We start from the raw sequence: 25,739 nt of genomic DNA, 5'->3' as shown, positions 1-25,739 counted from the left end.
ACTGTCGTAGATCGTGTGATACAACAAGCGATTGCCCAAGTGTTAACGCCGCTATTTGACAAACAATTTCATGAGGATAGCTATGGATTTAGACCACGACGTTATGCGGAAATGGCCATATTAAAGACGCTTGACTATATGAATGAGGGATTTGATTGGATAGTAGATATTGATTTAGAACGATTTTTCGATACCGTCCATCATGATCGCTTAATGAATCTTGTGGCGAAAACAGTAGATGATGGTGATGTGGTCTCTCTGATACGAAAATATTTAGTGAGTGGTATTGTGATAGAGGATGAATACAAAGAATCTATTGTCGGGACATCGCAAGGCGGTAATCTATCCCCTCTATTAAGTAATATTATGCTAAATGAACTAGATAGAGAGTTAAGTAGACGCGGACTCCACTTCGTGAGATATGCAGATGATTGCCTCATTTTTGTAAAAAGTGAGATGTCAGCTAAGCGTGTCTTACGTTCGATTACGACATTCATAGAGACAAAACTAGGCTTAATTGTCAATGGAACGAAATCGAAAGTGACAATACCTTGGGACAAAGAGTTAAAATTCTTAGGATTTGGTTTTTACAAAGACAAAAGAACAGCCCTTTATAAAGCGAGACCCCATCAAACTTCAGTAGAAAACTTTAAATATAAGCTAAAGAAACTGACGGTCAGGAGATGGAGCGTTGACATGGCGTATCGGATAAAGAAAATTAATGAATTGGTACGTGGATGGGTCAACTACTTCAAAATCGGGAAAATGAAGCACCGGATGAAACTCTTATCTGAACATTTGAGATTTCGATTAAGAATCTGTATCTGGAAGCAATGGAAGACAGCCGAAAAGCGAATTACCTCATTAATTAAGCTAGGAATGTCACCCTATCATGCCTATAAAAATGGGCATTCCAGTAAACCATGTGCGAGAGTGTCAGCTTCTTGGATTATGACGACCACAGTAACGAATAAGAGACTAGCCCGAAAAGGGCTAATCTCTCCACTTGATCATTATATAAAAGTACATGTTTAGTATAAAATTGAACCGCCGTGTACGAAAATCGTACGCACGGTGGTGTGAGAGGACGAATAATCAATTAATGATTATTCTCCTACTCGATTTATTCAATCAGAAAGAAAGAGCTGTGACAAAAGTCGTTTTGTTCCGAGCGCTACGTAGACTTTTGGAACGCGTTTATCGCACAATATACGTGAAACAAAATTGGGGCGTGACTTATGTCACGGCCCCAATTGTCTCATGATCATTATGTAAGTGACACGTTCTAGAAATTAGTTACTTCTTTATTTTTTATAGACGCTTTTTAGCGTGACTGGTGCTGCAAAGGTGTGATATTCTAAGCCTTTCAATTGCGGATTTTGTAAAACAGATTGTTTATTTTGACTAATGACAATTGTCCCAGCAGTGTTCTGAATAATTTCTTTCTCTGCGTCCATCAATGCTTGCCATCTGTCACTTGGTTTATTTGCCAATGTGGTGGCAGCGTCATCTAATAATTTATCATAAGTAGGATTAGAGTAGTGCATTTTATTGTCAGAATGGAAGGTATTGAGTGTTGAAATTGGGTCTTGATAATCTGGTGTCCAGTAAATTAGAAACATATCATACTCACTTTCACGACCTAAGTTTAGGGCTGTTTCAGTTGGCATTGAGTTGACGTTGATGGTTAGTCCTTCAAATAATTGTTGAAGTCCTCCTTGAATACTCTCTGCCATTTTTTTGTAGTTTCCATCGTCGTTCACTAGCAAATCAATACTTACTTTGTCTCCCAGCTCCGCCTGGGCTTTTTTCCAGTAATTTTGAGCATCGGTTTTATCATAATTCATTAAATCGCCAGCTTCTTCACGAAAATCCTGTCCAGTTTCTGGATTGGCTAGAAAACCATTAGGAATTAAACCATAAGTTGGTTCTGAACCGTCGGAAACAATGTTGTTGATAATTGTTTCTTTATCTATGCCATAAGCGATAGCTTTACGTAAATTTTCGTTTGCTAAAGGCGTTTTTTTGCCATCACGTTCTTGATTTAATCTAAGGTAGTTAATAGTTGCTGTTGGATTAGATTTAAAATCTGGATTATCTTTATTTTCAGAGGCTAAAACACCAGTCAAGGTTGCGACATCTAGTTCTCCAGATTCATATAAATTAAGAGCAGTAGAGCTTTCCTTAACAACTTCATAATGAATAGCATCAGATTTAACATTTTTCTTGTCCCAATAGTTATCATTTTTCACAAGATCCCAGTTCAGGTCGCTTTGTTTCCAGTTTTTGACTGTAAAAGGTCCGTTGTAAATGGTATTTTCAGTATCAGTTCCATATAGTTTGCCTTTTTCTTCCACGTATTTTTGATTTTGTGGGAAAAAGGTTGGAAAGGCCATTAAGGAAGTGAAGTAAGGTCTGGCTTCTTTTAATTTTATTTCTAAAGTATAGTCATCTAATGCTTTAACTCCTAGATCATCGACAGGTTTATCGCCAGTCGCGATTTCCGTTCCATTTAGGATAGTATCTTGGATTAAAAAGCTATAAACAAGGGCATTAGCTGGATCAATCATCTTTTTCCACGCATAAACGAAATCGTGAGCGGTGACGTTATCACCATTCGACCATGTGCCATTATCACGTAAGGTGATGGTGTAGGTTTTTCCGTCTTCGGAAATCTTAGGTAGTTCTTTAGCAGCAGCTGGGATGATGGCATCTTCTTTGTCTAAGCCATAGAGCCCTTCAAAGGCTGCGGTTTGAACGATGGCATCAGGGAAATCTAGCATCACCGATGTATCCAAGGTGGTTAGTTCTGTTGCTGACATTAAGTTGAGTGTTGCTGCTTTGTCATTTTTTTGTGTTGTATCCGCTGATTTAGAACCGCATGAGCTGAGTATGGTAGTCCCGATTACCATAAGTAAACTAATTTTAATTAACTTCTTCATTTTTTTCTCTCCTTTTGTATGAGATGGTTAGTCTCGCTCGACTAACATCCAAACAACGACGGCTTCTTCATCGCTATCATTGTAATTAATATGTTTTTCATTTGCTACGATTAATTGAGCGTCTCCTGGTGAGCCTAATAAGTCGGTCCCATCTTCTAAAATAGTGTGAGCGGCACCAGATATAACATAGGAGTACTCATCTTGTTCGTGGCAAGCGTAGCCTTCTGCTGGGCTGCGATCACCAGGTTGTAATTTGATAACGCCCATTTGAACTCGTTTATTGGGCTGATTATCTGCGTCAAAAAAATAAGTCATAGCTTGATCTAATGTAGGTTTAATTTCCATTAAGGTGTCCTCCTTGAAAAAAATATATGACTTGAATCTTACCATAAAATGAGAGATAAGTATAGCTTTTGTCGGAATTTTCTGACTATTAAGTTTGGTAGTTTCATTATTTTTCCCATTAATTGCTACTAAGATTTTCATATTAATGATACAATTATAAATAAGAATTGTGTGAAGTGTGTGGTGTAAAGTAGCAAGAGATGATTAAAAAGATACTGAAAATCGTAATTTTAGTAGTAAATACGAAGAATGGAGTATAGAAATGAACTATAAATATCCAGATGACAGCCTGATGTTACACACGGATTTATATCAAATTAATATGATGAAAACATATTGGGAGCTTGGTCGAGCAGATCGCCATGCCGTTTTTGAATGCTATTTTAGATCAATGCCGTTTAAAAATGGTTATGCTGTTTTTGCTGGTTTGGAACGTTTGGTTGATTATTTTGAGCATTTAACTTTTACAGAATCAGATTTAGTTTATCTACGAGACGTGGAAGGGTATCCTGAAGCTTTTATCGATTATTTAGCCGACTTTAAGTTTGAGTGCACAGTACGCTCAGCTGTCGAAGGTGAATTAGTTTACAATAATGAGCCGATTGTTCAAATCGAAGGACCGCTGGCTCAATGTCAATTAGTTGAAACGGCCTTGTTGAATATCGTTAATTATCAGACACTAATTGCGACTAAGGCGGCTCGGATTAAATCGGTGGTTGGTGATGAACTACTGATGGAGTTTGGTTCACGTCGTGCGCAGGAGATGGATGCAGCTATTTGGGGAACTCGGGCGGCTTATATTGGTGGCTGTGATGCAACTAGTAATGTTCGTGCGGGGAAAATTTTTGGTATCCCTACAAGTGGAACCCATGCCCATTCTCTTGTTCAGTCTTATATTGATGATTACAAGGCATTTAAGGCCTATGCTGAAACACACAAAGAGTGCGTCTTTTTAGTGGATACATACGATACACTTAAATCTGGTGTGCCGAATGCTATTAAAGTTGCTAATGAGATGGGCGATAAGATTAAGTTTTTAGGTGTTAGAATCGATAGTGGTGATATGGCCTATATCTCGAAAAAAGTTCGCAAACAGTTAGATGAAGCGGGCTATCCAGACGCAAAAGTTTATGCATCCAATGATTTAGATGAAGCAACGATTTTGAATTTGAAGATGCAGCATGCGAAAATTGATGTTTGGGGTGTAGGAACCAAGTTGATTACGGCATTTGATCAACCGGCTTTAGGGGCGGTATATAAATTAGTATCGATTGAGAATGATAATGGTGAGATGGTTGATACGATAAAACTGTCAAATAATGCTGAAAAAGTATCTACGCCAGGGAAAAAACAAGTATGGCGAATTACGCAAAAGGATAATCAAAAATCCGAAGGGGATTATATTGCCCTGTGGCATGAAAATCCAAATGAGCTAGATGAGCTGTTTATGTTCCACCCAGTTCATACCTATATTAATAAGACGGTAGTTAATTTTGAGGCAAGGCCAATTTTACAAGATATTTATTTGGATGGGCAATTGATTTATGAGTTACCTCCTTTGGAAGATATTAAAAAAATTGCGAATCAAAATCATGATAATCTATGGGAAGAATATAAACGTGATTTGAATCCACAACTATATCCAGTTGATTTATCACAAGCTGCTTATGATAATAAGATGGCGATTATCGATGAAATACGTAGAAAAGTAAAAGAGCTTTAGTATAAAGATAGTGGAAGGGCGGATGGTTATGTCACTACAAGCAGAAATTATCGAGACATTAAAAGTGTTGCCAGAAATTGATCCACAAGTAGAAATTCGTAAGAGTATTGATTTTTTGAAAGCTTATATGCTGAAGCATCCCTTCTTAAAAACCTTAGTTTTAGGGATTAGCGGTGGTCAAGATTCGACCTTAGCTGGGCGGTTAGGACAACTGGCGATGAGTGAGTTGCGAGCAGAAACGGGCAATTCTGAGTATCAATTTATTGGTATTCGTCTGCCTTATGGCAATCAGGCCGATGAGGAAGATGCTAAAAGAGCTCTTGCGTTTATTCAAGCAGATGTTGAGTTACGGATAAATATTAAAGCAGCAGTTGACGCTACGATGGCCTCACTAGTTGAGGTTGGCACGACATTGACAGATTTTAATAAGGGAAATATCAAGGCTCGTCAGCGGATGATTGTTCAATATGCCGTAGCGGGAGATCGTCAGGGCGCTGTTTTGGGAACAGACCATGCTGCTGAAAGTGTGACCGGATTTTTCACTAAGTTTGGTGATGGTGGTGCAGATATTTTGCCAATATGGCGATTAAATAAGCGTCAGGGACGAGCGTTACTTAAAGAGCTAGGAGCTGATCCAGCGTTATATTTAAAAGTTCCGACTGCTGATTTGGAAGATGATAAGCCGATGTTGGCAGATGAAGTAGCACTAGGTGTCACTTATGATAAAATTGATGATTATCTAGAGGGGCGTTCAGTCAGTTTAGAAGCAGCTCAAGCGATTGAAAATTGGTGGAAAAAAACTGCCCATAAACGTCATTTGCCTATTACGATTTATGATGAATTTTGGCGTTAAATGACTGTAGAGTAACTGAATAAGAGAAGGGCTGATAGATCTCCAGTGCTGTCAGCTTTTCTCTTTGCTTAGGATCATGTTTATAAGGAAGTAAGGGGAAGAAAGACGTGAAAGAAAAAATCAAGCAGCATTGGCCAAAAATTAGACGAGGACTACAAGTTATCCTAACCATCTTACTAGTTTTTGCGAGTAATTATTATCTTCAATTAACTCAAAATAATTTAAGTTGGGATTTGGCGACAAAATTTGCTTTTAGCTGGCATACAGAAAAATTCATTTTAGGCTGCTTAGTTTTACTGGTTTTTTTGTTATTTCTGATAGGGCTCATTGGTTCTTGGTCAGTAGGATTACTTTTTTATGCAGTGACAATTGGTCTATTGGGATTTGCTAATTATCAAAAAATGACTCATCGTGTGGAGCCGATTTATCCTGACGATCTGAAGATGGTGACGGAATTGACTCTGATGAAAGAGATGATTGGGACAGGGTCGTTTGTGATTTGCTTATTGGCAATTGGAATTGCTTTGGGCTGTTTATGTTATGCTTTTTATCGCAGTTTATTTTTATCTCGTAAGAAACAATTACTACGTGTCAGTTGTTTGGCAGTGACAGCTTTAGGGTTATTTTATATCGGTCAGTTTAATCAGCCAACTAATTTGTTGCGTAAGGAATATGATAAAACAGCACTTTGGATTCCTTATAGTCAGAAAATGAATTACTATAATACAGGATTTATGGGCGGCTTTTTATATAATTTACATGTAGAGCCAATGGCAAAGCCAGCTGACTATTCTGAGAAAAAAGTAAAAGAAGTTGTTGCAAGCTATCAAAAAGAATCTGAAATTGAGGAAGCCGACCAGCCAAATATTGTCTATATTATGTCAGAAAGTTTTTCTGATCCGCTACGATTAAAGGGGCTTAAAACAACTGCTAATCCGCTAAAATCTTATAATGAAGTGGCCAGTGATGCTTATAGTGGTCAAATGTTGTCGCAAAACTATGGTGGTGGGACAGCTAATATTGAATTTGAAGCTTTAACAGGTTTTTCGATGGAGGTTTTTAATAGTCAACTAACGACTCCCTATACAATGCTTGTCCCTAACTTAACGAAATTGCCTTCCTTAGTGTCTCTCACAAAATCGTGGGGATATGAGGCGACTGCGATTCATCCTTATAATACGTCCATGTATAAGCGAAAAGATGTTTATAATGTTTTGGGGTTTGATCGTTTTTTAGATGAGTCAACAATGACACATCAGGAAAAATTAGAGAAAAATCCATATATATCGGATCAATCAGCTTTTCAAGAAGTTTTAGATTTACTTGACAAAAAAGAGCCTCAGTTTATTCATTTGGTAACAATGCAAACCCATATGCCATATAAAGATAAGTATAAGGCTTCTGGTTATCAGATTAGCGGAGTCGATAATCCACAAACGATGGATAGCTATCTGACAGATATTGAATACACAAGCGAGGCTTTGGCAAGCTTTTTGGCAGAGCTGAAGAAATTACCTCAGCGAACGTTAGTTGTTTTTTGGGGCGATCATTTGCCGAGTATCTATTCGGATGATTTACAAGAGAATAACACGGATGTTGACATGCATCTGACTGAGTATTTAATCTGGGACAGTCAAGACAAATTTAACAAGGCTGCTTCATCTAATAATTTGAGCCCCATCTATTTTGGACCTAAATTAGTGGAGCTGGGTGGCTTGCCAACAACTGGTTTCTATCAGCTATTGTCGAAGCTTGAGGAAGTGCTGCCAGCATTTGAGAAAAATTATTATTACCAAAATAATCAGTGGCAAAAAACCTTAGAGTTAAGTCGTAAAGATCAGAAGCTATATGAGGATTATCGACTGATTCAATATGACATTGTGGCGGGGAAACAGTATAGTCTTCAAGAAGATTTTTTTAAGGAGTAGTCTATGGGATTTAAAAAGAGAGATAATCAGGAGTATTATAATCCGGTTCGACGAGCGATTCTTAATCACCACATGATTGAACCGGGAGATCGAGTAGCAGTCGGTTTGAGTGGCGGGAAGGACAGCACTACCCTGTTTTATTTATTGGATAGGATAGCTAAGGAGAAGCGTTTAGGCTTTGAATTTGAACTAGTCCCAATTACATTAGACATGGATATGGGGATGGATATTAGTCCTTTGCAGCAGCTTATTACAGATTTGGGGTATGAATTGACTATTGTTCCGACAAATATTGCAACAGTTGTGTTTGATATTCGCCAAGAGAAGTCGCCTTGTTCGTTGTGTGCTAAATTAAGACGCGGAATTTTAAATAAGTCAGCTAAAGAGCTAGGCTGCCAAAAGATTGCTCTTGGTCATCATGTGGATGATGCGATAGAAACTTATTTTATGAATTTCTTTTTTCATGGTAAGTTAGCTAGTTTTGAGCCAGTGACTTATTTGAGTAAGGTTGATATTACCTTGATTCGTCCGTTACTTTATTTGGAGGAAACGAGTATAAAGAAATTTGTCGCTCGGGAGTCGTTGCCTGTTATTTTTAATCCTTGTCCGGTTGATAAAAAGACGAAGCGGGAAGAGATTAAAAATGTTGTGTCACATCTAGCAGTGAGCTACCCTAATATTCGGCAACGATTTGTTCAAGGCATGGAACAAGGGAATGAAACGGCTTTTTGGCAGTTTGATTTAGAGAAGTCAGAAAAAAAGTTAGAGATGATAAGGGTTTCAATTGCTAATGAGCAATGGAAATAATTGCAACCTGTTAAAAATCGTGTATAATTAAAAATGAAATTGCTCATAAGGGAGTAACTGGCGGCTTAGCCGTGACAACATCACCAGCACTGAAGGGAAATCCTTTCTGGTGTTGTCTTAATTAGTGAGACTTATGTATGCTCTTATTTGCGCATACACAGGTCTCTTTTTGTATTCTGTGTACGCAAATAAAAAAATAGGAGGATGGAAATGTCGGAAGAGAAAAAACAACAACTGAAAGAAGCATTTTATACTCAGTCTGAAGCTGAAGTACTTGAAAAAATGCAGACGTCAAAAGAAGGGCTCTCTAATGGAGAAGCTGCAAAGAGGTTAGAAGAATATGGTGCTAACCAATTAGATGAAGGTAAGAAAAAGACAATGTTGTCTAAGTTCATCGATCAATTTAAAGATTTTATGATTATGATTTTGTTAGCAGCTGCGTTAATTTCATTCTTTACAGGCGATCGTGTCGAAGCAATTATGATTATTGTTGTAGTGTTGATTATGGCTATTTTTGGTGTTGTACAAGAAGCGAAAGCAGAACAGGCTATTGATGCACTGAAAAGTATGGCGACACCAAATGCTAATGCGGTTCGTGATGGCAATGCGATTACGATTAAAAGTACCGAATTAGTGCCTGGTGATATTATCATGCTTGAAGCAGGTGATGTGATTCCAGCAGATTTACGTTTGATTGAAGCTAATTCGATGAAAATTGAAGAAGCAGCTTTGACGGGTGAGTCTGTTCCTGTTGAAAAGGACATCGCAGTAATTAGTGATGCTGAAACAGGAATTGGCGATCGCTTGAACATGGCCTATATGAACAGTAATGTGACTTATGGTCGTGGTCTTGGGGTAGTTGTCGGAACAGGGATGAATACTGAGGTAGGTAAAATTGCCCACATGTTATCTCAAGCAGATGAAACAAATACGCCGTTAAAAGAAAACTTAAACTCATTAGGTAAGACTCTTACAATTGCTATTTTAGGAATCTGTGTGATTATGTTTGGTGTTGGGATGCTAAAAGGCAATACAACATGGATTGATATGTTATTAACATCTGTTTCGTTGGCTGTTGCAGCAATTCCTGAGGGATTACCTGCTATCGTGACGATCGTGTTAGCGATTGGCACACAAAAAATGGCAAAACGAAATGCCTTAGTACGTAAGTTGCCAGCAGTTGAAACGTTAGGTAGCACGGATATTATTTGTTCGGATAAAACTGGGACATTAACAGTCAATAAAATGACAGTTGAAGCAGTTTTTACTAACAACCAATTACATTCAGCAGCAGATGATATTGCGGCTGATAATATGACATTGAAAGTCATGAATTATTGTAATGATACTAAATTTTCAAAAGAAGGCAGCTTGATTGGTGATCCAACTGAGACAGCTCTCGTTCAATTTGGCTTAAATAAGGCTTACGATGTACGTGAAAAATTAGTTGCTGAGCCTCGCGTGGCGGAAGCGCCATTTGATTCAGATCGTAAGTTAATGTCGACAGTTCATGAGTTGGCTGATGGTCGTTTCTTGGTTGCAACTAAAGGAGCACCAGATGAATTATTAAAACGTTGTGTGTCTTATGATGTTAACGGTGAACTTAAACCGATGGATGATGCTGAGCGTCAATTAGTGTTAGAAAACAATACAGGTCTGGCTAAACAAGCACTGCGTGTATTAGCGATGGCATACAAAATTGTTGAGACTAAACCAACTAGTGTTGAGTCAGCTGATTTAGAGAAAGAGTTGGTCTTCTCTGGTTTGGTTGGGATGATTGACCCCGAGCGGAAAGAAGCGGCTGAAGCTGTTCGTGTGGCTAAAGAAGCAGGAATTCGTCCAGTTATGATTACTGGGGATCACCGTGATACAGCTGAAGCTATTGCGGTTCGTTTGGGAATTTTAGCAGAAGGACAGCATGAAGCAGTGATTACTGGTGCAGAGTTAAATGAGATGTCTGATGAAGAGTTTGCTAAAAAAGTGGTTAACTATTCTGTTTATGCCCGGGTTTCTCCTGAGCATAAAGTGAGAATTGTTAAAGCTTGGCAAACTGAAGGTAAGGTAGTTGCCATGACAGGGGATGGAGTTAATGATGCCCCTGCTCTTAAAACAGCTGATATTGGTATCGGTATGGGGATTACTGGGACAGAGGTGTCTAAAGGTGCGAGTGATATGGTTCTTGCAGATGATAACTTCTCAACGATTATCGTGGCAGTAGAAGAGGGACGTAAGGTCTTCTCAAATATTCAAAAAACAATTCAATATTTATTAGCAGCCAACTTAGGGGAAGTTTTGACGCTCTTTATTGCAACTTTAATTGGTTGGGATACATTATTACCTGTCCATTTATTATGGATTAACGTCGTAACAGATACGTTCCCTGCGATTGCGCTTGGACTTGAACCGGCTGAAAAAGATGTGATGACTCATAAACCTCGTGGCCGCAATTCTAACTTCTTCTCTGGTGGAGTCATGAGTAGTGTGATTTATCAAGGGATTTTAGAAGCAGGAATTACGCTAGGTGTTTACTGGGCAGCGATTCAATGGCCTGCTCATATCGCGTTGACAGCAGCACAAGAAGCAACTGCTATGGCGAATAATATTGGCTTGGATCAAGCGATTTATGATATGCAACATGCAGATGCTTTGACGATGTCTTTTGCTACATTAGGGTTGATTCAATTGTTCCATGCCTTTAATGTTAAATCAATTCATCAGTCACTCTTTAAAGTAGGAGCTTTTAGAAATAAAGTCTTTAACTATGCTGTCTTGTTGTCATTTATTTTGTTAGCAAGTACAATTGTTATTCCTGGTTTTAATGACTTGTTTAGTGTAGCTCACTTGGATGCTTATCAATGGGCGATTGTCTTTGGTTCATCACTGTCAATTATTCCAATTGTGGAAATTGTGAAATTCTTCCAAAGAAAAACATTGCAAGATGCTTAATTAGGTGTTAAAAACGTCTCTAGTTGCGGCTAGGGGCGTTTTTTGTTGAGCAAAGCTTTTATTCTACCGCCAAACAGTGTAAAATAGAAACAGATGATTAAAAGAAAGAGGGACAAAATTACGTGAAAGCAAATTTAGGATTTTACATTCAAAAAATAAATGATATTGTTAAAGAGACGGAAGCCATTGGCGAAACCATGAATCCATATTTTGAAGAAGTGAGAACAGCGTTGGATGCTAATAAAGTTGAGACGCTATCGTCTGATAAATTGACAGAAGTTCATGATAACTTTGAAAAAGGAACTGCAAGCTATCAAGGTTTGTTAGATACGATTAAAGGGCTTAAGGCACCAGCAAAAGTAATCGGTATTCATAAAAAATTAGAAAAATCATATACGGATTATGTGGCGGGATGTCAAGAGATGGTCGATGCGATTAGTCCAGAAAATGGCAGTGTTAATCAAGAATTATTTGATGCTGCTGAACGTAAACAAGATGAAACGACAGATACGATTGCGTTTTGTATTCAGCGAATGACTAGTTTGTTGATGAAATAATCCTGTTTGACTGTAATAGAAAAATTAGTTAGACAATTAATTAAAACAGTGGTAAAATGAACATATATTCAACAACAATCTTTTTATTTTTTGATTTTACTCTTCTGAGTAAAATATACTCCTTTTTTACCGTTTACCATGCAGGTAGACGGTTTTTAGGTTCTTTGTTAAATATAGGAAAAGTGATTATTTATTTTTTTAAACAAGTGTAAAAAAATAAAAATGAAATCGTATACAACAGGTGGTGAAACTGTGCTACACTGGAATAAGTAGAATTATAAGAGTCAATGAGGGAATTGTGGGAAATTCTTATATATATTACCAACAGGTAGTTTAATTGGATCAGTTAATCTAGTGCGGACTATCATAGTTTAGTTATATTTAAAGATGACTGCTTAATTTTAAATGATAAAAATCGAGTAGTGTCACGCAGCATGTGACAAAGAAATGATCGTAAGTGATGAAGGTTGCGAGTCTATGTGCTAAGGTTAGCGGATTAAAGTAAGAATCATCACTAAAATAACCAAATAAAAAAATGGAGTAGTGTCACACGACATGTGACAAAGAAATGGGTGTAAGTGATGAAAGTTGGGAGCCTAAAAGCTGAGTTTGAGCCAATTAAACTGAGAATCATCATTAAAACAACCAAATAGAAAAATCGAGTAGTGTCACGCGGCATGTGACAAAGGAATGGTTGTAAGTGATGAGAGTTGGGAGTCTGAAGGGTGAGTTTGAGCGGATTAAACTGAGAACCATCATTAAAACAACCAAATAGAAAAAATGAGTAGTGTCACGTGACGCGTAACATGGGGAAAAAATTAATAAGCAATTTAGATACCGTCTTGATGAGATAAATCAAGAGGCTTTTTTGTTGTCCAAAATGTTGCTGTTGTAATTATTTTGAATCGAAGCTAATAGTGAAATGATTAATGTCATTTGCATTAAATTGATCATTACAGTTAGGAGAGGAGGAACAGGTAAAGTATAGATAGACTGATGACTTTTTGCATCAGCTAAAAATTTAAGGTAAACTATAAGCAGAACTTTTTAGACAGGAGCAAAAAGATGCGTCTTGATAAAGTATTAGAAGCTGCTGCTGTAGGATCTCGTAAAGAAGTTAAGCGTTTATTGGTGAGTCGTCAAGTGAGCGTGGACGACGAGGTTATTGTCGCTGGAGGATATAATGTTGATCCTGCACTACAGGAAATTAAGCTCAGAAATCAGGTAATAACTGGTCGTGCCCATGTGTATTACATGCTTAATAAGCCACAAGGTGTAGTGAGTGCGGTTCGTGATCAACAGCATCAAACTGTGATTGAATTGATCGCAGATGAGGACAGAAGCTTAGGCATATTTCCAGTCGGGCGCTTAGACCGAGATACTGAGGGCTTGTTATTATTAACGGATAATGGTAAATTGGCTCATCAATTATTGAGACCCCTTAAGAAAGTAGTTAAACGCTATGAAGTAGTTGTCAACGAGCGGGTGACGTCAGATGATGTTGAGAGATTTCAAAGAGGTATTATTTTTCACGGTGGTATCAAATGCCAACCAGCTGATTTGATCATTATATCAGCGAGTGAGACTGAGAGTCGGGTATTGCTAGATATTACGGAGGGAAAATTTCATCAAGTGAAAAAGATGTTTTTAGCTGTCGGAAAAAAAGTTGTCTACTTAAAGCGTTTATCTATGGGCAATCTAGTATTAGATGAGCGATTAAAGCCCGGTGACTACCGAAAATTAACAGTAGCGGAGTTAGCAAATTTACAAGACTATTTTAATGAGAGGAGTAGTTGAAGTGATTGAAGGGATAAGTCATATGACTTTTATTGTGGCCGATCTGGCTAAAGCTAGTCAGTTTTTTGAGGAGATATTTGAAGCAAAGCGGGTTTATGATAGCGGTGAAGAAACTTTTTCAGTCTCTCGGGAACGTTTTTTTCTCATTGGTGAGTTATGGATCGCTATTATGGAGGGGGATTCCTTGAGCGAGCCGACTTACAATCATATTGCTTTCAAGGTTGGGAAAGAAGAGTTGCCAATGTATTTGAAAAAAATTCAAGCGTTGGGATTGACTATTAAGGAGCAGCGAAGTCGAGTGGCTGGTGAGGGCGAGTCTTTATATTTTTATGATTATGACCATCATTTATTTGAACTTCATACGGGGACGTTAGAAGAGCGATTAGCTCGGTATCGGCAAGGGAAAAAATAAATGAGTATTTAAGTAATAAAAGATTGAATCCTAGTCGAATATAGATTAGTATAGATAAAGGAAATCATACGATGAAAGAGGTATTAAGCAAAATGGAAATCACGCGGAAGCCAATTGTTATTGGCGTAACTGGTGGGTCTGGTAGTGGTAAAACAAGTGTCAGTAAGGCAATTTTGAATGAGTTTAAGGACCACTCGATTTTATTATTTGAGCAAGATTCTTACTATAAGAATCAAGATGAACTGAGCTTTGAGGAACGCCTGAACACTAACTATGACCATCCTTTTGCTTTTGATACAGATTTATTGATTCAACAATTAACGGATTTAATTAACTTTAAGGCGATTGATAAGCCTGTCTATGATTATGAAGCCCATACTCGTAGCAAACAAGTGGTGCATCAAGAACCGAAGGAAGTCATTATTATTGAAGGCATTTTGATATTGGAAGATGAGCGTTTGCGGGATTTAATGGATATCAAGCTGTATGTGGATACAGAAGATGACATTCGAATTATTCGTCGTATTAAACGGGATATGGAAGAGCGTGGCCGAACGCTGGATTCGGTTATAGAGCAATATTTAACGGTAGTTAAGCCGATGTTTCATCAGTTTATTGAGCCGACTAAGAAGTATGCGGATATTATTATTCCAGAAGGCGGCGAAAATCAAGTCGCGATTGATTTGATGACAACGAAAATTGCGAGTATCCTAGATATAAAATAAATAGTTAAAAGAACCTGCTAATAGTCTGTTAGCAGGCTTTTTTGAGTGACTGAATTTGCCAAAAGAACGCTTGTTCGAGTATAATGAAGAGAAGAAATAGGGGTGAGCAAATGGCGACAGAAATGAGATTTCCACTAAAAAAGGACACGTCACGAAAAATAATTCATTTAGATATGGATGCTTTTTATGCCTCAGTTGAAGAACGAGATCACCCAGAATTAGTTGGTAAACCGTTAGTCATTGCTCGCCATCCACGGGATACAGGTGGAAAAGGGGTTGTAACGACAGCAAATTATGAAGCGAGAAAGTTCGGTATTCATTCGGCGATGAGTGCCCAAAAGGCTTATGAACTTTGTCCAGAGGCTAATTTTATTCAAGGGAATATGGCTCATTATTTAGAAATATCAGCTCAGATCCACGAGATTTTTCATCGGTATACAGACGTGATTGAACCAGTAGCGTCTGATGAGGCGTATCTTGATGTGACAGAGAACAAAATAGCGGGAAAAAGCGCAATTCGCATTGCGCGATTGATTCAATTAGACATTTGGCGAGAGCTTCAACTGACGTGTTCGGCTGGGGTGAGTTACAATAAATTCATTGCGAAGTTGGCTTCGGATTTTCAAAAACCTCGTGGCTTGACGGTTATTTTACCAGAAGATGCGGAAGAGTTTTTACGTAGCTTGCCAATTGAAAAATTTCACGGAGTGGGGAAGAAGACTGTTCCGCGGATGCATGAATTAGGGATTTTTACTGGTGATGATCTGTATCAGCAAAGTGAAATGGGGCTGATTCAAGAGTTTGGTAAAATGGGTTATTCGCTTTATCGGAAAGTTAGAGGGATTCATGATTCGCCTGTAGAGCCGAATCGAGTGCGCAAGTCAATTGGTCGTGAAAATACTTTTGGGAAGCCATTGATTTCGGAAGAACAGGTCATTAGTCAGCTGCGGGAACTTTCTGAGAGTGTGGCTCGTTCATTGAAAAAACATCAAAAACATGGAAAAACAGTTGTGTTAAAGGTTCGAAATACGGATTATGAGACGCTTACAAGACGACGAACCTTGCCAGAATATGTGAATCAAGCAGAGGATATTTTTTTTCAAGCGAATCTGATTTGGGAAGAATTGTCTGAGCTGGAAAAGGGCATTCGCTTGTTGGGAATTACAGTGACCAACTTAGATCCTTTAACTTATGAAAATATCATATTACCCATTTAAAAAGACGTGTTAGCGGCTAAGAAAATTTGCCGAACACGTCTTTTTAGTGATTACATGGTAATGGTTTGCTTAGTATTTTCTACAACTAGCCCTGTTTTTTCTTCCCACCATTGATTGACTTCTTTTTCGTATTGAGTGGGAAAAGGTGCAAGGATTTCGCTGAACGTTTTAGTTTGAAGGTGGGCATATGGAAAAGTCATCATTAGGTTGTGTTTCAATTCAGCTAAGAGATTGTAGTATTGAAAGATTCCGAAATAGGTTTCTTCGCTGTCATCGTCTAATAAAATAGCTGGCACTCGTTCAAAAATAAAACCAAAGCTGCGCATCATAAAAGTAAAGGCGGCCATTTGTTCTGGGTCAATGTACTCGACGTTACGGAGTAATTGAGTGTGGGCGCTCAAAGCGTGGCTCAATTCTTTTTTCAAGATTAGCTGATCGATAGGATAGGTCATGTAAGTCTCTCCTTATTTAAATAGTTTGCCTAACCAAGTTGTTTTTTTAGATGTATCTGTTAGCTGGTTAGGTGAGGGTGGCGCTTGTTCTGTTTGTCCGTATTTCTCAGTGACGCTGATTGGTTCAATATTAACAGCTGTTTCTGCTGCATAAACAAGGCCGATAGCGTCTGGTTCCGATTGATTCTCGGTATCGACAATTTTAAAACTTCCATTAGCTTTTTGAGTGGCAATCATATATGAATTTTGAACAGTCGAAGCCACTGCTGCATTGATTAAAACTTGGTGATTTGGATGTGTTGCAAGCTCTTCTTTAAAATAAGTCAGGTTGCGAGGATTGTCCATTTCAGCAATCGTCATAGACAGATAGATCCGTTCTCGAAAGGTCCCTAAATACTTACGCTTTTCGTCAGGTTTAATTTGTGGGGAGCCATACAACCCTTTTTCTAGATAGTCTTGAACCTCTTTTTTACTCATAAACATCCCCTTTCGTTTAGCTCTATTCTTGTGCTCATTATAACATAATTGAGGCACTAGTAGGCTTTTGAATGAATGTGTCACAAAAATTTCGTTAATTTCGTTAGATAGGGTAAGAGGCAAGAAGGAGGAATCCAATGGAAAAAATCATACGAGGAACGATTGAAATGTGTTATTTTTAAAAGAAAAGGAAATAAAGTGTCACAAAGTTAAGAGGAGATTCGTTATATAGAGTAGAGATGAAAGGAGGGCACTGATGAACAAGAAAACAAAGCAATTTCAACTTGAAGAGCTGTATACACTCTATGAACAACAGGTTTACAGAGTGGCATACAATGTGTTAAGAAGTGTCGAGCAGGCGGAAGACGTTACCCAAGAGACCTTTTTACTACTTTATCAAAAATTAGACCACTTATCAGGATTAGAGGCCAGTGAGCAGCAGCGTTATCTTTTGCGAGTTGCGAAAAATAACGCGATTGATTATTACCGTAAAAATAAAAAGCAACTTGATTTTTTGTCGAATTATCAAAAACGTCAGGTGATGACTGAAGACAATGTGGCGTCAAAGATGAGGGGATTAATTTCTGAGGAACAGATTGAGACGTTACTAAAGGTTCTGCCAGAGTCATATCAACAGGTGTTTATGTACCGAGTTTTTTATGGGTTTAGCACGAAGGAAGTCGCAGAATTGACAGACTTAAGTGAAGTCAATGTACGTAAGCAATATGAACGAGCAAAAAAGAAAATTATTTCATTGATTGGAGGAATGGACGATGACATTATCAGAGAAACATTCACAGGAATTAGCTAAAGTGGCAGAAAGAATTGCTTTGGAGGATTTTAATCAGGTGGAAGACCAGCATGTATTTTCAGAAGAGTATCAACAAAAGAAACAGGCCTTCCTTGATAGTGTGGATAAGCTAGAACAGGAAGCTCCTCGTAAACGATATAAAAAACGATTAATAGCAATTGCAGCAGGGGTATTAATTGGTCTGCCAACGACAGCCTTTGCTGCAAAAAAATTGTATGAAGTGGTTGTACAGAAAGACAACTATGAGTTAAAAATGTCTGTCAAAGGAAACGGTGAGGCAGCGAAAAAAAATCACTCCTATAAATTAAAATTAGCTTATTTACCTGAAAACATGGTGAAAGATGGCGAAAGTGATAAGTATTCTTATACTGACAGTGCTTCTAAAGGTGGCTTCTCTTTTATTCTTTGGAAAATCGATAAAAAGGCTGATTTTTCTAGTTTAGGTGTGAAGGATTATCAAGAAAAGACTTATGGTAGTAATAAAATTATCATGGCGTCAGGTGTGGATACTGGGAGAAAGGAAATGTTTAATCGGCATGCTTTTCTTATGTTTGAAGAAGAAGGGTATATGCTCGAAACCTTTATTGGCGATGATGTACCAGAAGCGGATATGGAAAAAGTATTCGCCAATATATCCTTAGAAGAAACAACGAAGGATCAAGCGACACACTATATGGATTATGACGAGTATTTAGATAACAGGGGTGATGCTACTCAAGAGATTAAAGAAGTGGGATTGTCAGAAGATAGTTCGCAGCTTTACCAAATTGGCGACACATTAAAGCTAGGTGGCATGGCTGAGTTGAGCCCAGGAGACATCAACTATACAGTCAATAAGGTTGAAATTAAAGACACCTTTACAGATTTGGCATCAAGCAATACGAATTCAATGACACGTGACATCTTAACTGAGGGCCAGATGATTGATAAGGATGGCAAGCTTTTACCTTATGAGCGAATTCGTTATGCAGCAGGTGATGGTAAATCAACTGTTGATGAAGTGATTGAGAAAAAAATAGTTCAACCTAAATTGGTTTATTTGACGGTTACGATTGAAAATCTAACGGATCAAACGATAGAGGAGTATTATTTACAAGATCGATTAACCATTCTTGAAAAAGAGCAAGGGCAGTGGCGATTGAATTCGACTAATTTCACTGAACCAGGGGTTTATACAGGAGAAGTTGATTATCTAGATAGTCATGGTGAGGATAAGAGCTTTTATCGTATGCCAGCGATTCAGCCACATGAGAAGCGTCAGGTTCATGTTGGGTATATGGTGGATGAAGACGAATTAGATCAAATGTTTATTGAAGTTCACGGAATGGGTGGTATGAATGAAGAGTTAGTGGATGATTTAGGTGCGAGTAATCGTTGGTGGGTAGATATTCGCCAATAGATTCTTATAAACCTATAAAAATAGATGAGTTTGTATTATTTCGGTAAAACGACGGTCTAAGTCTAATTAATAATAAAAGTGTGAAGGATCACACCAAAAAGCCGTCGAAAGATGGCTTTTTGCTGTGGCAATGAGTAAACAACAAGTGGAAAGCGGGGGTACGAGGAGCGTATGATCAGCTATTTTGCATAAAAAGTAAAATATCTAAGTAAAAGTAAGGAAATCATCAAGAATGACTTGCTTTTTTTTGTGAAATTAATTACACTGATTATTGAGAGTGAAAATCATTCTCAATTAAAAGGGGTGTTACATTGTTGAAAAAAGGAATGCTTCTTATTATTTTGATAATTGTGGCACTCAGCTCGCTATTTATTGGCGTTCAAAGTATCTCAATAAGTGATGTGTTTACGTTAACTGATACTCAAAAATTAGTGTTATGGAGTACGCGAGTGCCGCGGACAGTTAGCTTAATTATTGCAGGGGCAACTAGTAGTGTTTGCGGTTTAATCATGCAGCACTTGACTCAAAATAAATTTGTTTCGCCTACAACAGCAGGTACGATGGATAGTGCTCGTTTAGGTATTTTAATTGCGATGGTTTTTTTCCCTAATGGTTCAACTATCAGTCGTTCATTTGTGGCTTTTGTTTTTGCTTTTTTAGGAACGATGCTATTTATTCAATTGATTCAACGTTTGCCACAAAAAAATCAAGTGATGGTGCCGTTGATTGGTTTGATGTTTGGGAATATTGTCGGGTCAGTGGTGACGTTCTTCGCTTATCAGTTGCAACTTGTTCAGAACATGTCTTCTTGGCTACAGGGGAATTTTGCTACTATTACTCGCGGAGGCTATGAGTTAATTTATGTGACGGTACCGTTGTTGATTTTAGCTTATCTTTTTGCTTATCATTTTACAATCGCGGGGATGGGCAAGGATTTAGCAACAGGTCTTGGCGTGAATTATCAAGTGGTTCAGATGTTCGGTTTAGCAATCGTTTCTTTGGCGAGTAGTATTATTTTGGTGACAATTGGTGGCCTGCCATTTTTAGGAGTGGTGATTCCCAATATTGTGTCTCTTTTTTATGGCGATCAAATGAAGCAAACTCTGTGGGTAGCTGCGAGTGCGGGGAGTATATTCTTAGTTATCTGTGACATCATTTCTCGCGTCGTTATTCAGCCATATGAGGTGCCAGTCAGTCTGATTGTGGGCGTAGTTGGCAGTGTGATTTTTATTGTTCTGCTATTAAGGGGGGCAAAAAAATGACAAGAGTGTGGCACAAACGTTGGGTGAGACTACTGGTTTTAGCGGTGGCAGTTGTTATTTTTACATGGCTGTTTCTTACCTTTAATACATATGGAAATTGGGAGTTTGCTTTACGTTTACGTGGCAAGAAGTTACTGGCATTTGTATTTGTTGGTATTGCCACAAGTTTTTCAACGATTACGTTTCAAACGGTGACTCATAATCACTTTTTAACGCCTAGTATTTTGGGCTTCGACTCTCTTTACATCCTGATTCAGACCTTGTTATTTTTCTTTGTCGGTTGGACAGGACAGCTATTTCAAAGTCATTATGCCTTGTTTGGCTTCAATGTACTATTAATGGTTGGGTTAAGCACTGTCCTCTTTTTCTTCTTACTGAAGAAGGGCGATCAGAATTTATATTTATTGTTGATGATTGGCATGGTTCTAGGAACCTTCTTTAGTAGTGCTAGTACCTTTTTACAAGTGCTATTAGATCCTAATGAGTACGATAAGCTCCAAGGGAAGTTGTTTGCCAGTTTTGGAAATGTCGATGTCTCGCTCTTACAGCTAGCTGGAGTTTTAATGGCTGTTGCGATTCTTTATTTATGGCAAGCCGCTCATAAGTTAGATGTGCTGCATTTGGGAAAAGAGAAGGCAATGAATTTAGGCATTGATGTTGGTAAGTTTCAAATTCGATTGTTGTTGGCTATTAGTTTATTAGTCGCCCTTTCGACAGCTCTGGTTGGACCAGTAACCTTTTTGGGATTTATCGTTGCCAATTTAACCTATCAATTTATGGGAACCTTTAGGCATCGGACGTTATTTATTGCCAGTAGTCTTTTAGGCATTCTGTTGTTGATTGTCGGTCAGTTTTTTGTGGAACAAGTTTTCAAATGGAACACAACTATGAGTGTGGTTATCGAATTTATCGGTGGTGTTTATTTTGTTGGGAAAATACTTGCTGAAAGGAAGAATGAGTCATGATGGAACTAGATAAGGTCTCCAAGAATTATGGGAAAAAGCCAGTAGTAGTCGAAGTTGATTTACCGATTACAGAAGGCAAATTGACCGCCTTTATCGGGCCTAACGGGGCGGGGAAAAGCACGCTGCTTTCAATGATGAGTCGGCTTGTTGATAAGGATGCCGGAGAAATCTATCTAGATGGCGGTGAAGTTAAGTCTTGGAAGCAAAATGAGTTGGCAAAAAAACTGTCGATTCTTAAGCAAGCTAATTCAGTTAGCTTGAAAATTACGGTTCGTGAACTAGTGGCGTTTGGTCGTTTCCCTTACAGTAAGGGGCGCTTAGGGGCGGTAGATCAGGCTAAAATAGATGAAGCGCTGAGCTATCTCGGCTTAGTAGAGCTACAGCATGAGCCGATTGATACTTTGTCAGGTGGTCAGCTTCAGAGAGCGTATATTGCAATGGTGTTTGCTCAGGATACGGATTATATTTTATTGGATGAGCCGTTGAATAATTTGGATATGAATTATGCGGTACAAATGATGAAAACTCTGCGACGCTTAGTTGATGAACATGGTAAGACCGTTGTGATTGTTTTACATGACATTAATTTTGCTGCCAGCTATGCGGATGAGATTGTGGCAATGAAGGCAGGAAAAATTTTCCGTCGGGGATTAACTGACGAAGTCATTCAAAAAGACGTTTTAGATAGTCTGTATGAAATGAATATTCGAGTGTGTGTGATGGAAGGCAAGCGATTCTGTTTGTACTTCAATGAATAATATTGGGAATAAAAATTAAAAAAAGGGTCAGTTAATTGTGGCTGGCTAGGAATAGAAAGTGGGAAATAGGAATGAAAAAAAGTGTTAAGATTTTGGGTGTTTTGGCAATAGGGATGTTGGTATTGGCTGGTTGTGGCAACTCAACAAAAGCTGATAAGGAACAAACAGCGGCATCGTCAAGTAAGGTAGAGAAGGCAACGGTATTAACGGTTAAGGATTCTGATGGAGAGGTTGAAGTACCTGTTAATCCGAAAAAAGTGGTCGTTTTTGACATGGGCTCACTAGATACGATCAATAGCTTAGGCAAAGGTGATGCAGTTGTAGGTGTGCCGACAAAGAATTTGCCAGCGTACCTAGATCAATTTGCTGAGGTTGAATCTGCTGGTGGGATCAAGGAACCTGATTTGGAAAAAATTAATGAATTGCAACCTGATTTGATCATCATTTCTGGGCGCCAAGAAGACTTCAAAAAGGATTTATCAGCTATTGCACCAACACTTTATTTATCTGTTGATAGCACGGATACATGGAATTCAACTAAAACGAATATCGAAACCCTTGCGACCGTTTTTGGTGAAGAAGAGGCTGCCAAAGAAAAGATTGCTCAGCTGGAAAAAGAAATCGCTGAGGTTAAGGAAAAGGCTGAGGCTAGCAAGCTAAAAACATTGGTGACCTTAGTTAATGAAGGGCAACTATCTGCTTACGGCGAAGGTTCTCGTTTTGGTATTATTCATGATACCTTTGGTTTTGAGCCGGTTGATACTGAAATTGATGCTTCTACACATGGTCAGTCTGCTTCATTTGAATACGTGCTAGAAAAAAATCCAGATGTTATTTTTGTGATTGATCGTACGAAGGCTATCGGTGGCGATGATGCCAACAACGATGTGGCAAAAAATGAGTTAGTTGCGCAAACTAATGCTGGGAAAAATAACAAGATTATTCCGTTGACAGCTGATGTGTGGTATTTATCAGGTGGTGGGATTGAATGTACTGAATTGATGCTGAAGGATGTTCAAGCGGCATTTAATTAAGCAGAATAAGGCTGTTTATTCAGTTTAAGAGGGGGAGTCAAAAGTATTTATTGCTTTTGATTTCCCCTCTTTTCTTGTCCTAGGCTTTTTTCTTTTAGTTGAATTATGTTATTATAGAAGATACTAATTTGACTAATAGGTTAGAAAGGGGGGCGAGCTGATGAGTTATCAATTGGTTTTGGCAGAAACAACTGTATTAGAAACAGAGCGATTATTATTACGTCCGGTTACCTTGGCTGATGCAGAGGACATGTATGACTATGCATCTGATGAGGAAACAATTCGATTTGTTTTTGAGACACATGCTTCCTTGGAGGATACACGGGAAAATTTGGCGATTTATTTTTTGAGTAGCCCATTGGGGAAATATGGAATCTGTTTGAAGGAGAATCAACGACTGATCGGGACGATTGATTTGCGCGTCGACGAGTCAAATTGTGCGGCGGAGATGGGATATACGCTAAATAGGGCCTATTGGGGACAGGGATATACGACAGAAGCAGGTGAAAAATTAATTTGGCTAGCTTTTGAAAAGTTGAAACTAAATCGCGTCACAGCGATTCATAATAGTCTTAACCCAGCATCAGGTCGAGTGATGGAAAAGCTAGGAATGGAAAAAGAAGGGGTCTTAAAAGAGTGTGCTATCTTTAAAGGAGACGTCGTAACGAACGTTATCTATGGCATCACTAAGAAGGAGTACCGTAAAGGGCAGGAGAAATAAGATGGTAAAAATGTTTCGAAAAAAAGAATTTGATGCGTTTAAGGTGGCGGGATTGGATGAACGGATGACTGTTATTCGTGACAGAATTCAACCTGTTTTTCAAGAGCTAGATGATTATTTTGTTAAGGAATTGGCGCCTCTTTTAGGGGAAGAATTGATTGTTCATATTGCTCAGCATCGTCGTCGAACCGCTAATGCGCCTGATTTTACTTGGAGTGCGATGGGCGGAGACAAGCGTGGTTATAAAAAGTATCCTCATTTTACTTTGGGAATTAACGAAAATTATATTGTGATGTGGTTGTCTTTTATTGATAATCCACAGAATGAAAAAGCCATGGCACAGGTGTTTATTGAGCATCCTGAGTTGTTTGAAGAGTTAACAGAAGAGTTTATGATTAACCTGGATCACACCGTTAATAATTATCAGCCGTTAAAGGAAGCTGACTTAGTTGCAGGATTGACGCGTTGGCGTGATGTGAAAAAAGGTGAATTTCAGATTGGTCGAGTGCTTATAAAAGGTGACCCACTACTAAAGTCACCAAAAGCTGCTCGCGAGTATATGTTAGAAACTTATAAACGATTAGCGCCTTCATACCAGCTAGCTCGTCAATTAAGTTAAGGTAGTTGGAGGAATGACAGTAATGAGTTTGGAAAAAATAATAGTGGTGTTGATTGCGGTACGTTTGATAGATATTCTGATTCTTTTCTTTAGTCGTAAGGTGAAACGCCCGGTCCTGATTCGTGGAGGGTTACTGATGGCAACGACTGTTTTGGCTATAGGAGTGGTGATAGTTCTTCCTTCACCAGCGAAAGAAGCGCAATCACAGGGGCTTTTGACGGTTGTAAAAGAATTAACCAAGGACGGGCAGAGGCTAGTCAGTGAACAGGTGAAGGCGATAGAGGTGAGCAAGCGCCCGTTTTTAGAGGGCAAAAAAGTCGCTGTGATTGGTGATTCAATTACGGAATTAGATGGTAAGACGGTTTCTAATGTTGGGAAAGTGATTGGGTATCAAGAGGCTTTTCGTGAGCAGGGAGCGACAGTTGTTAATTATGGCTATAGTGGGGCAACTTATGCGCTGTATGATAAGAAGATTGTGAGCAGTCTACATGCCTCTATTTATGACAAGATTGTCACTGATAAGGTTGATTTTAAGTCAATCGATGTTGTGACATTGTTCGGTGGGACTAATGACGTTGGGCGCGGTAGTGGCTATCCTCTGGGGAAAGCGACAGATTCTAATATAAAAACAACTCTTGGTGGTTTACGTGGCATTATTGATTATATCAAGCAGAATAATCAGGCCTGCAAAATTTTTGTTTTTACACCGATTGAACGAAGTGATAATCTAGCGATTCAAGCTAATATGGAAGCGGCGGTCTCAGGAATTATGGCAGTTGCTAAGAGTTATGACCTGCCAGCAGATGATTTATGGCGTAATTCAGGCATTACACAAGAGAATCATGATCAGTATTTATATGATAAATTGCATCCGAATAGTGACGGCATGGCCTTGATTGGTAAGCGGATGGTAGAAGTGATTGAAGCGGCTGATGAGTAGAATAGTAGAGAGAGCTGTGACAAAAGTTGTTTTGCTCCGAGCGCTACGT

At 38.5% G+C, this 25,739-nt stretch carries 24 protein-coding genes; 20 read left to right on the top strand and 4 right to left on the bottom strand.

Annotated elements, in window-relative coordinates:
• Positions 1-1,035, top strand: a 1,035-nt coding sequence (gene ltrA, locus AC5KOD_RS11180) for a group II intron reverse transcriptase/maturase (protein ID WP_496914641.1), incomplete at its 5' end; no start/stop codon positions are given.
• A gap of 269 nt (positions 1,036-1,304) precedes the next feature.
• Here the strand turns inward: ltrA and AC5KOD_RS11175 are convergent.
• Positions 1,305-2,942, bottom strand: coding sequence for a peptide ABC transporter substrate-binding protein (locus tag AC5KOD_RS11175; RefSeq protein ID WP_496914640.1), 1,638 nt, complete (start codon positions 2,940-2,942; stop codon positions 1,305-1,307).
• Positions 2,943-2,969: 27 nt separating this feature from the next.
• On the bottom strand, positions 2,970-3,287 hold the full coding sequence (locus AC5KOD_RS11170) for a cupin domain-containing protein (protein ID WP_496914639.1): 318 nt from the start codon (positions 3,285-3,287) through the stop codon (positions 2,970-2,972).
• 262 nt (positions 3,288-3,549) lie between these two features.
• Here AC5KOD_RS11170 and AC5KOD_RS11165 point away from each other — a divergent pair, with 262 nt between their 5' ends.
• The 10 genes from AC5KOD_RS11165 to dinB all read left to right on the top strand — a co-directional run bounded on the left by AC5KOD_RS11165 (position 3,550) and on the right by dinB (position 16,252).
• Positions 3,550-5,010, top strand: coding sequence for a nicotinate phosphoribosyltransferase (locus AC5KOD_RS11165; protein ID WP_496914638.1), 1,461 nt, complete (start codon positions 3,550-3,552; stop codon positions 5,008-5,010).
• Positions 5,011-5,038: 28 nt separating this feature from the next.
• The gene (gene nadE / locus AC5KOD_RS11160; protein WP_496914637.1) at positions 5,039-5,863 is read left to right on the top strand and encodes an NAD(+) synthase; all 825 of its coding nucleotides are present in this window, start codon (positions 5,039-5,041) and stop codon (positions 5,861-5,863) included.
• A 107-nt stretch (positions 5,864-5,970) separates the two neighbouring features.
• Positions 5,971-7,791 (top strand): LTA synthase family protein, encoded by a 1,821-nt coding sequence (locus AC5KOD_RS11155; RefSeq protein WP_496914636.1) that lies wholly within the window; start codon positions 5,971-5,973, stop codon positions 7,789-7,791.
• 3 nt (positions 7,792-7,794) lie between these two features.
• On the top strand, positions 7,795-8,598 hold the full coding sequence (locus tag AC5KOD_RS11150) for a tRNA 2-thiocytidine biosynthesis TtcA family protein (protein ID WP_496914635.1): 804 nt from the start codon (positions 7,795-7,797) through the stop codon (positions 8,596-8,598).
• Positions 8,599-8,808: 210 nt separating this feature from the next.
• Positions 8,809-11,544 carry a cation-translocating P-type ATPase gene (locus tag AC5KOD_RS11145; RefSeq protein WP_496914634.1) on the top strand — a complete coding sequence of 912 codons (2,736 nt, stop codon included), beginning with the start codon at positions 8,809-8,811 and terminating at the stop codon, positions 11,542-11,544.
• A gap of 122 nt (positions 11,545-11,666) precedes the next feature.
• A complete protein-coding gene (locus AC5KOD_RS11140; protein WP_496914633.1) occupies positions 11,667-12,101 on the top strand; it encodes a hypothetical protein in 435 nt (144 codons plus the stop codon).
• 1,065 nt (positions 12,102-13,166) lie between these two features.
• Positions 13,167-13,898: a 16S rRNA pseudouridine(516) synthase gene (locus AC5KOD_RS11135; protein WP_496914632.1), complete on the top strand. Its 732-nt coding sequence runs from the start codon at positions 13,167-13,169 to the stop codon at positions 13,896-13,898.
• 1 nt (position 13,899) lies between these two features.
• Complete coding sequence (gene fosX, locus AC5KOD_RS11130; protein ID WP_496914631.1) at positions 13,900-14,310, top strand: FosX/FosE/FosI family fosfomycin resistance hydrolase; 411 nt, start codon at positions 13,900-13,902, stop codon at positions 14,308-14,310.
• A gap of 71 nt (positions 14,311-14,381) precedes the next feature.
• Positions 14,382-15,035: a uridine kinase gene (gene udk, locus AC5KOD_RS11125; protein ID WP_496914630.1), complete on the top strand. Its 654-nt coding sequence runs from the start codon at positions 14,382-14,384 to the stop codon at positions 15,033-15,035.
• A gap of 110 nt (positions 15,036-15,145) precedes the next feature.
• The gene (dinB, locus tag AC5KOD_RS11120; protein WP_496914629.1) at positions 15,146-16,252 is read left to right on the top strand and encodes a DNA polymerase IV; all 1,107 of its coding nucleotides are present in this window, start codon (positions 15,146-15,148) and stop codon (positions 16,250-16,252) included.
• 50 nt (positions 16,253-16,302) lie between these two features.
• Here the strand turns inward: dinB and AC5KOD_RS11115 are convergent, their stop codons facing one another.
• Together AC5KOD_RS11115 and AC5KOD_RS11110 are read right to left on the bottom strand one after the other, a co-directional pair.
• Positions 16,303-16,704: a hypothetical protein gene (locus AC5KOD_RS11115; protein WP_496914628.1), complete on the bottom strand. Its 402-nt coding sequence runs from the start codon at positions 16,702-16,704 to the stop codon at positions 16,303-16,305.
• Positions 16,705-16,716: 12 nt separating this feature from the next.
• Positions 16,717-17,181 (bottom strand): YueI family protein, encoded by a 465-nt coding sequence (locus tag AC5KOD_RS11110; protein ID WP_496914627.1) that lies wholly within the window; start codon positions 17,179-17,181, stop codon positions 16,717-16,719.
• Between the two features lie 256 nt (positions 17,182-17,437).
• Here AC5KOD_RS11110 and AC5KOD_RS11105 point away from each other — a divergent pair, with 256 nt between their 5' ends.
• From AC5KOD_RS11105 to AC5KOD_RS11065, 9 genes are all read left to right on the top strand, one after another.
• Positions 17,438-17,992 (top strand): sigma-70 family RNA polymerase sigma factor, encoded by a 555-nt coding sequence (locus AC5KOD_RS11105; protein WP_496914626.1) that lies wholly within the window; start codon positions 17,438-17,440, stop codon positions 17,990-17,992.
• Entirely contained in the window at positions 17,955-19,391 is a 1,437-nt protein-coding gene (locus AC5KOD_RS11100; RefSeq protein WP_496914625.1) for a hypothetical protein, read from the top strand. The genes AC5KOD_RS11105 and AC5KOD_RS11100 overlap by 38 nt, the downstream gene beginning before the upstream one ends.
• Positions 19,392-19,705: 314 nt before the next feature.
• Positions 19,706-20,653: an ABC transporter permease gene (locus AC5KOD_RS11095; RefSeq protein ID WP_496914624.1), complete on the top strand. Its 948-nt coding sequence runs from the start codon at positions 19,706-19,708 to the stop codon at positions 20,651-20,653.
• Positions 20,650-21,618: an iron chelate uptake ABC transporter family permease subunit FitB gene (fitB, locus tag AC5KOD_RS11090; RefSeq protein WP_496914623.1), complete on the top strand. Its 969-nt coding sequence runs from the start codon at positions 20,650-20,652 to the stop codon at positions 21,616-21,618. Before AC5KOD_RS11095 ends, fitB begins: the two co-directional genes overlap by 4 nt.
• Positions 21,615-22,376 (top strand): iron ABC transporter ATP-binding protein, encoded by a 762-nt coding sequence (locus AC5KOD_RS11085; protein WP_496914622.1) that lies wholly within the window; start codon positions 21,615-21,617, stop codon positions 22,374-22,376. Before fitB ends, AC5KOD_RS11085 begins: the two co-directional genes overlap by 4 nt.
• A gap of 71 nt (positions 22,377-22,447) precedes the next feature.
• Positions 22,448-23,410 carry a siderophore ABC transporter substrate-binding protein gene (locus tag AC5KOD_RS11080; RefSeq protein ID WP_496914621.1) on the top strand — a complete coding sequence of 321 codons (963 nt, stop codon included), beginning with the start codon at positions 22,448-22,450 and terminating at the stop codon, positions 23,408-23,410.
• A 160-nt stretch (positions 23,411-23,570) separates the two neighbouring features.
• Entirely contained in the window at positions 23,571-24,131 is a 561-nt protein-coding gene (locus AC5KOD_RS11075; protein WP_496914620.1) for a GNAT family N-acetyltransferase, read from the top strand.
• Between the two features lie 10 nt (positions 24,132-24,141).
• Positions 24,142-24,750, top strand: a complete 609-nt coding sequence (locus AC5KOD_RS11070) for a DUF1054 family protein (RefSeq protein ID WP_496914643.1) — start codon at positions 24,142-24,144, stop codon at positions 24,748-24,750.
• A 13-nt stretch (positions 24,751-24,763) separates the two neighbouring features.
• The gene (locus AC5KOD_RS11065; RefSeq protein ID WP_496914619.1) at positions 24,764-25,690 is read left to right on the top strand and encodes an SGNH/GDSL hydrolase family protein; all 927 of its coding nucleotides are present in this window, start codon (positions 24,764-24,766) and stop codon (positions 25,688-25,690) included.
• The last annotated feature ends 49 nt before the right edge of the window (positions 25,691-25,739 follow it).

Source organism: Vagococcus sp. WN80Y (assembly GCF_059621045.1).
This window is presented reverse-complemented; position numbering and strand designations above follow the sequence as displayed.

What these genes read in the sequence shown, in the direction of transcription:
- AC5KOD_RS11150 (WP_496914635.1), top strand. Translation starts at nt 7,795, where the DNA reads ATGGGATTTAAAAAGAGAGATAATCAGGAGTATTATAATCCGGTTCGA.
- fitB (WP_496914623.1), top strand. Translation starts at nt 20,650, where the DNA reads ATGACAAGAGTGTGGCACAAACGTTGGGTGAGACTACTGGTTTTAGCG.
- dinB (WP_496914629.1), top strand. Translation starts at nt 15,146, where the DNA reads ATGGCGACAGAAATGAGATTTCCACTAAAAAAGGACACGTCACGAAAA.
- AC5KOD_RS11115 (WP_496914628.1), bottom strand. Translation starts at nt 16,704, where the DNA reads ATGACCTATCCTATCGATCAGCTAATCTTGAAAAAAGAATTGAGCCAC.
- AC5KOD_RS11105 (WP_496914626.1), top strand. Translation starts at nt 17,438, where the DNA reads ATGAACAAGAAAACAAAGCAATTTCAACTTGAAGAGCTGTATACACTC.
- AC5KOD_RS11070 (WP_496914643.1), top strand. Translation starts at nt 24,142, where the DNA reads ATGTTTCGAAAAAAAGAATTTGATGCGTTTAAGGTGGCGGGATTGGAT.
- udk (WP_496914630.1), top strand. Translation starts at nt 14,382, where the DNA reads ATGAAAGAGGTATTAAGCAAAATGGAAATCACGCGGAAGCCAATTGTT.
- AC5KOD_RS11080 (WP_496914621.1), top strand. Translation starts at nt 22,448, where the DNA reads ATGAAAAAAAGTGTTAAGATTTTGGGTGTTTTGGCAATAGGGATGTTG.
- AC5KOD_RS11110 (WP_496914627.1), bottom strand. Translation starts at nt 17,181, where the DNA reads ATGAGTAAAAAAGAGGTTCAAGACTATCTAGAAAAAGGGTTGTATGGC.
- AC5KOD_RS11165 (WP_496914638.1), top strand. Translation starts at nt 3,550, where the DNA reads ATGAACTATAAATATCCAGATGACAGCCTGATGTTACACACGGATTTA.
- AC5KOD_RS11065 (WP_496914619.1), top strand. Translation starts at nt 24,764, where the DNA reads ATGACAGTAATGAGTTTGGAAAAAATAATAGTGGTGTTGATTGCGGTA.
- AC5KOD_RS11135 (WP_496914632.1), top strand. Translation starts at nt 13,167, where the DNA reads ATGCGTCTTGATAAAGTATTAGAAGCTGCTGCTGTAGGATCTCGTAAA.
- AC5KOD_RS11170 (WP_496914639.1), bottom strand. Translation starts at nt 3,287, where the DNA reads ATGGAAATTAAACCTACATTAGATCAAGCTATGACTTATTTTTTTGAC.
- AC5KOD_RS11085 (WP_496914622.1), top strand. Translation starts at nt 21,615, where the DNA reads ATGATGGAACTAGATAAGGTCTCCAAGAATTATGGGAAAAAGCCAGTA.
- nadE (WP_496914637.1), top strand. Translation starts at nt 5,039, where the DNA reads ATGTCACTACAAGCAGAAATTATCGAGACATTAAAAGTGTTGCCAGAA.
- AC5KOD_RS11175 (WP_496914640.1), bottom strand. Translation starts at nt 2,942, where the DNA reads ATGAAGAAGTTAATTAAAATTAGTTTACTTATGGTAATCGGGACTACC.
- AC5KOD_RS11075 (WP_496914620.1), top strand. Translation starts at nt 23,571, where the DNA reads ATGAGTTATCAATTGGTTTTGGCAGAAACAACTGTATTAGAAACAGAG.
- AC5KOD_RS11145 (WP_496914634.1), top strand. Translation starts at nt 8,809, where the DNA reads ATGTCGGAAGAGAAAAAACAACAACTGAAAGAAGCATTTTATACTCAG.
- AC5KOD_RS11100 (WP_496914625.1), top strand. Translation starts at nt 17,955, where the DNA reads ATGACATTATCAGAGAAACATTCACAGGAATTAGCTAAAGTGGCAGAA.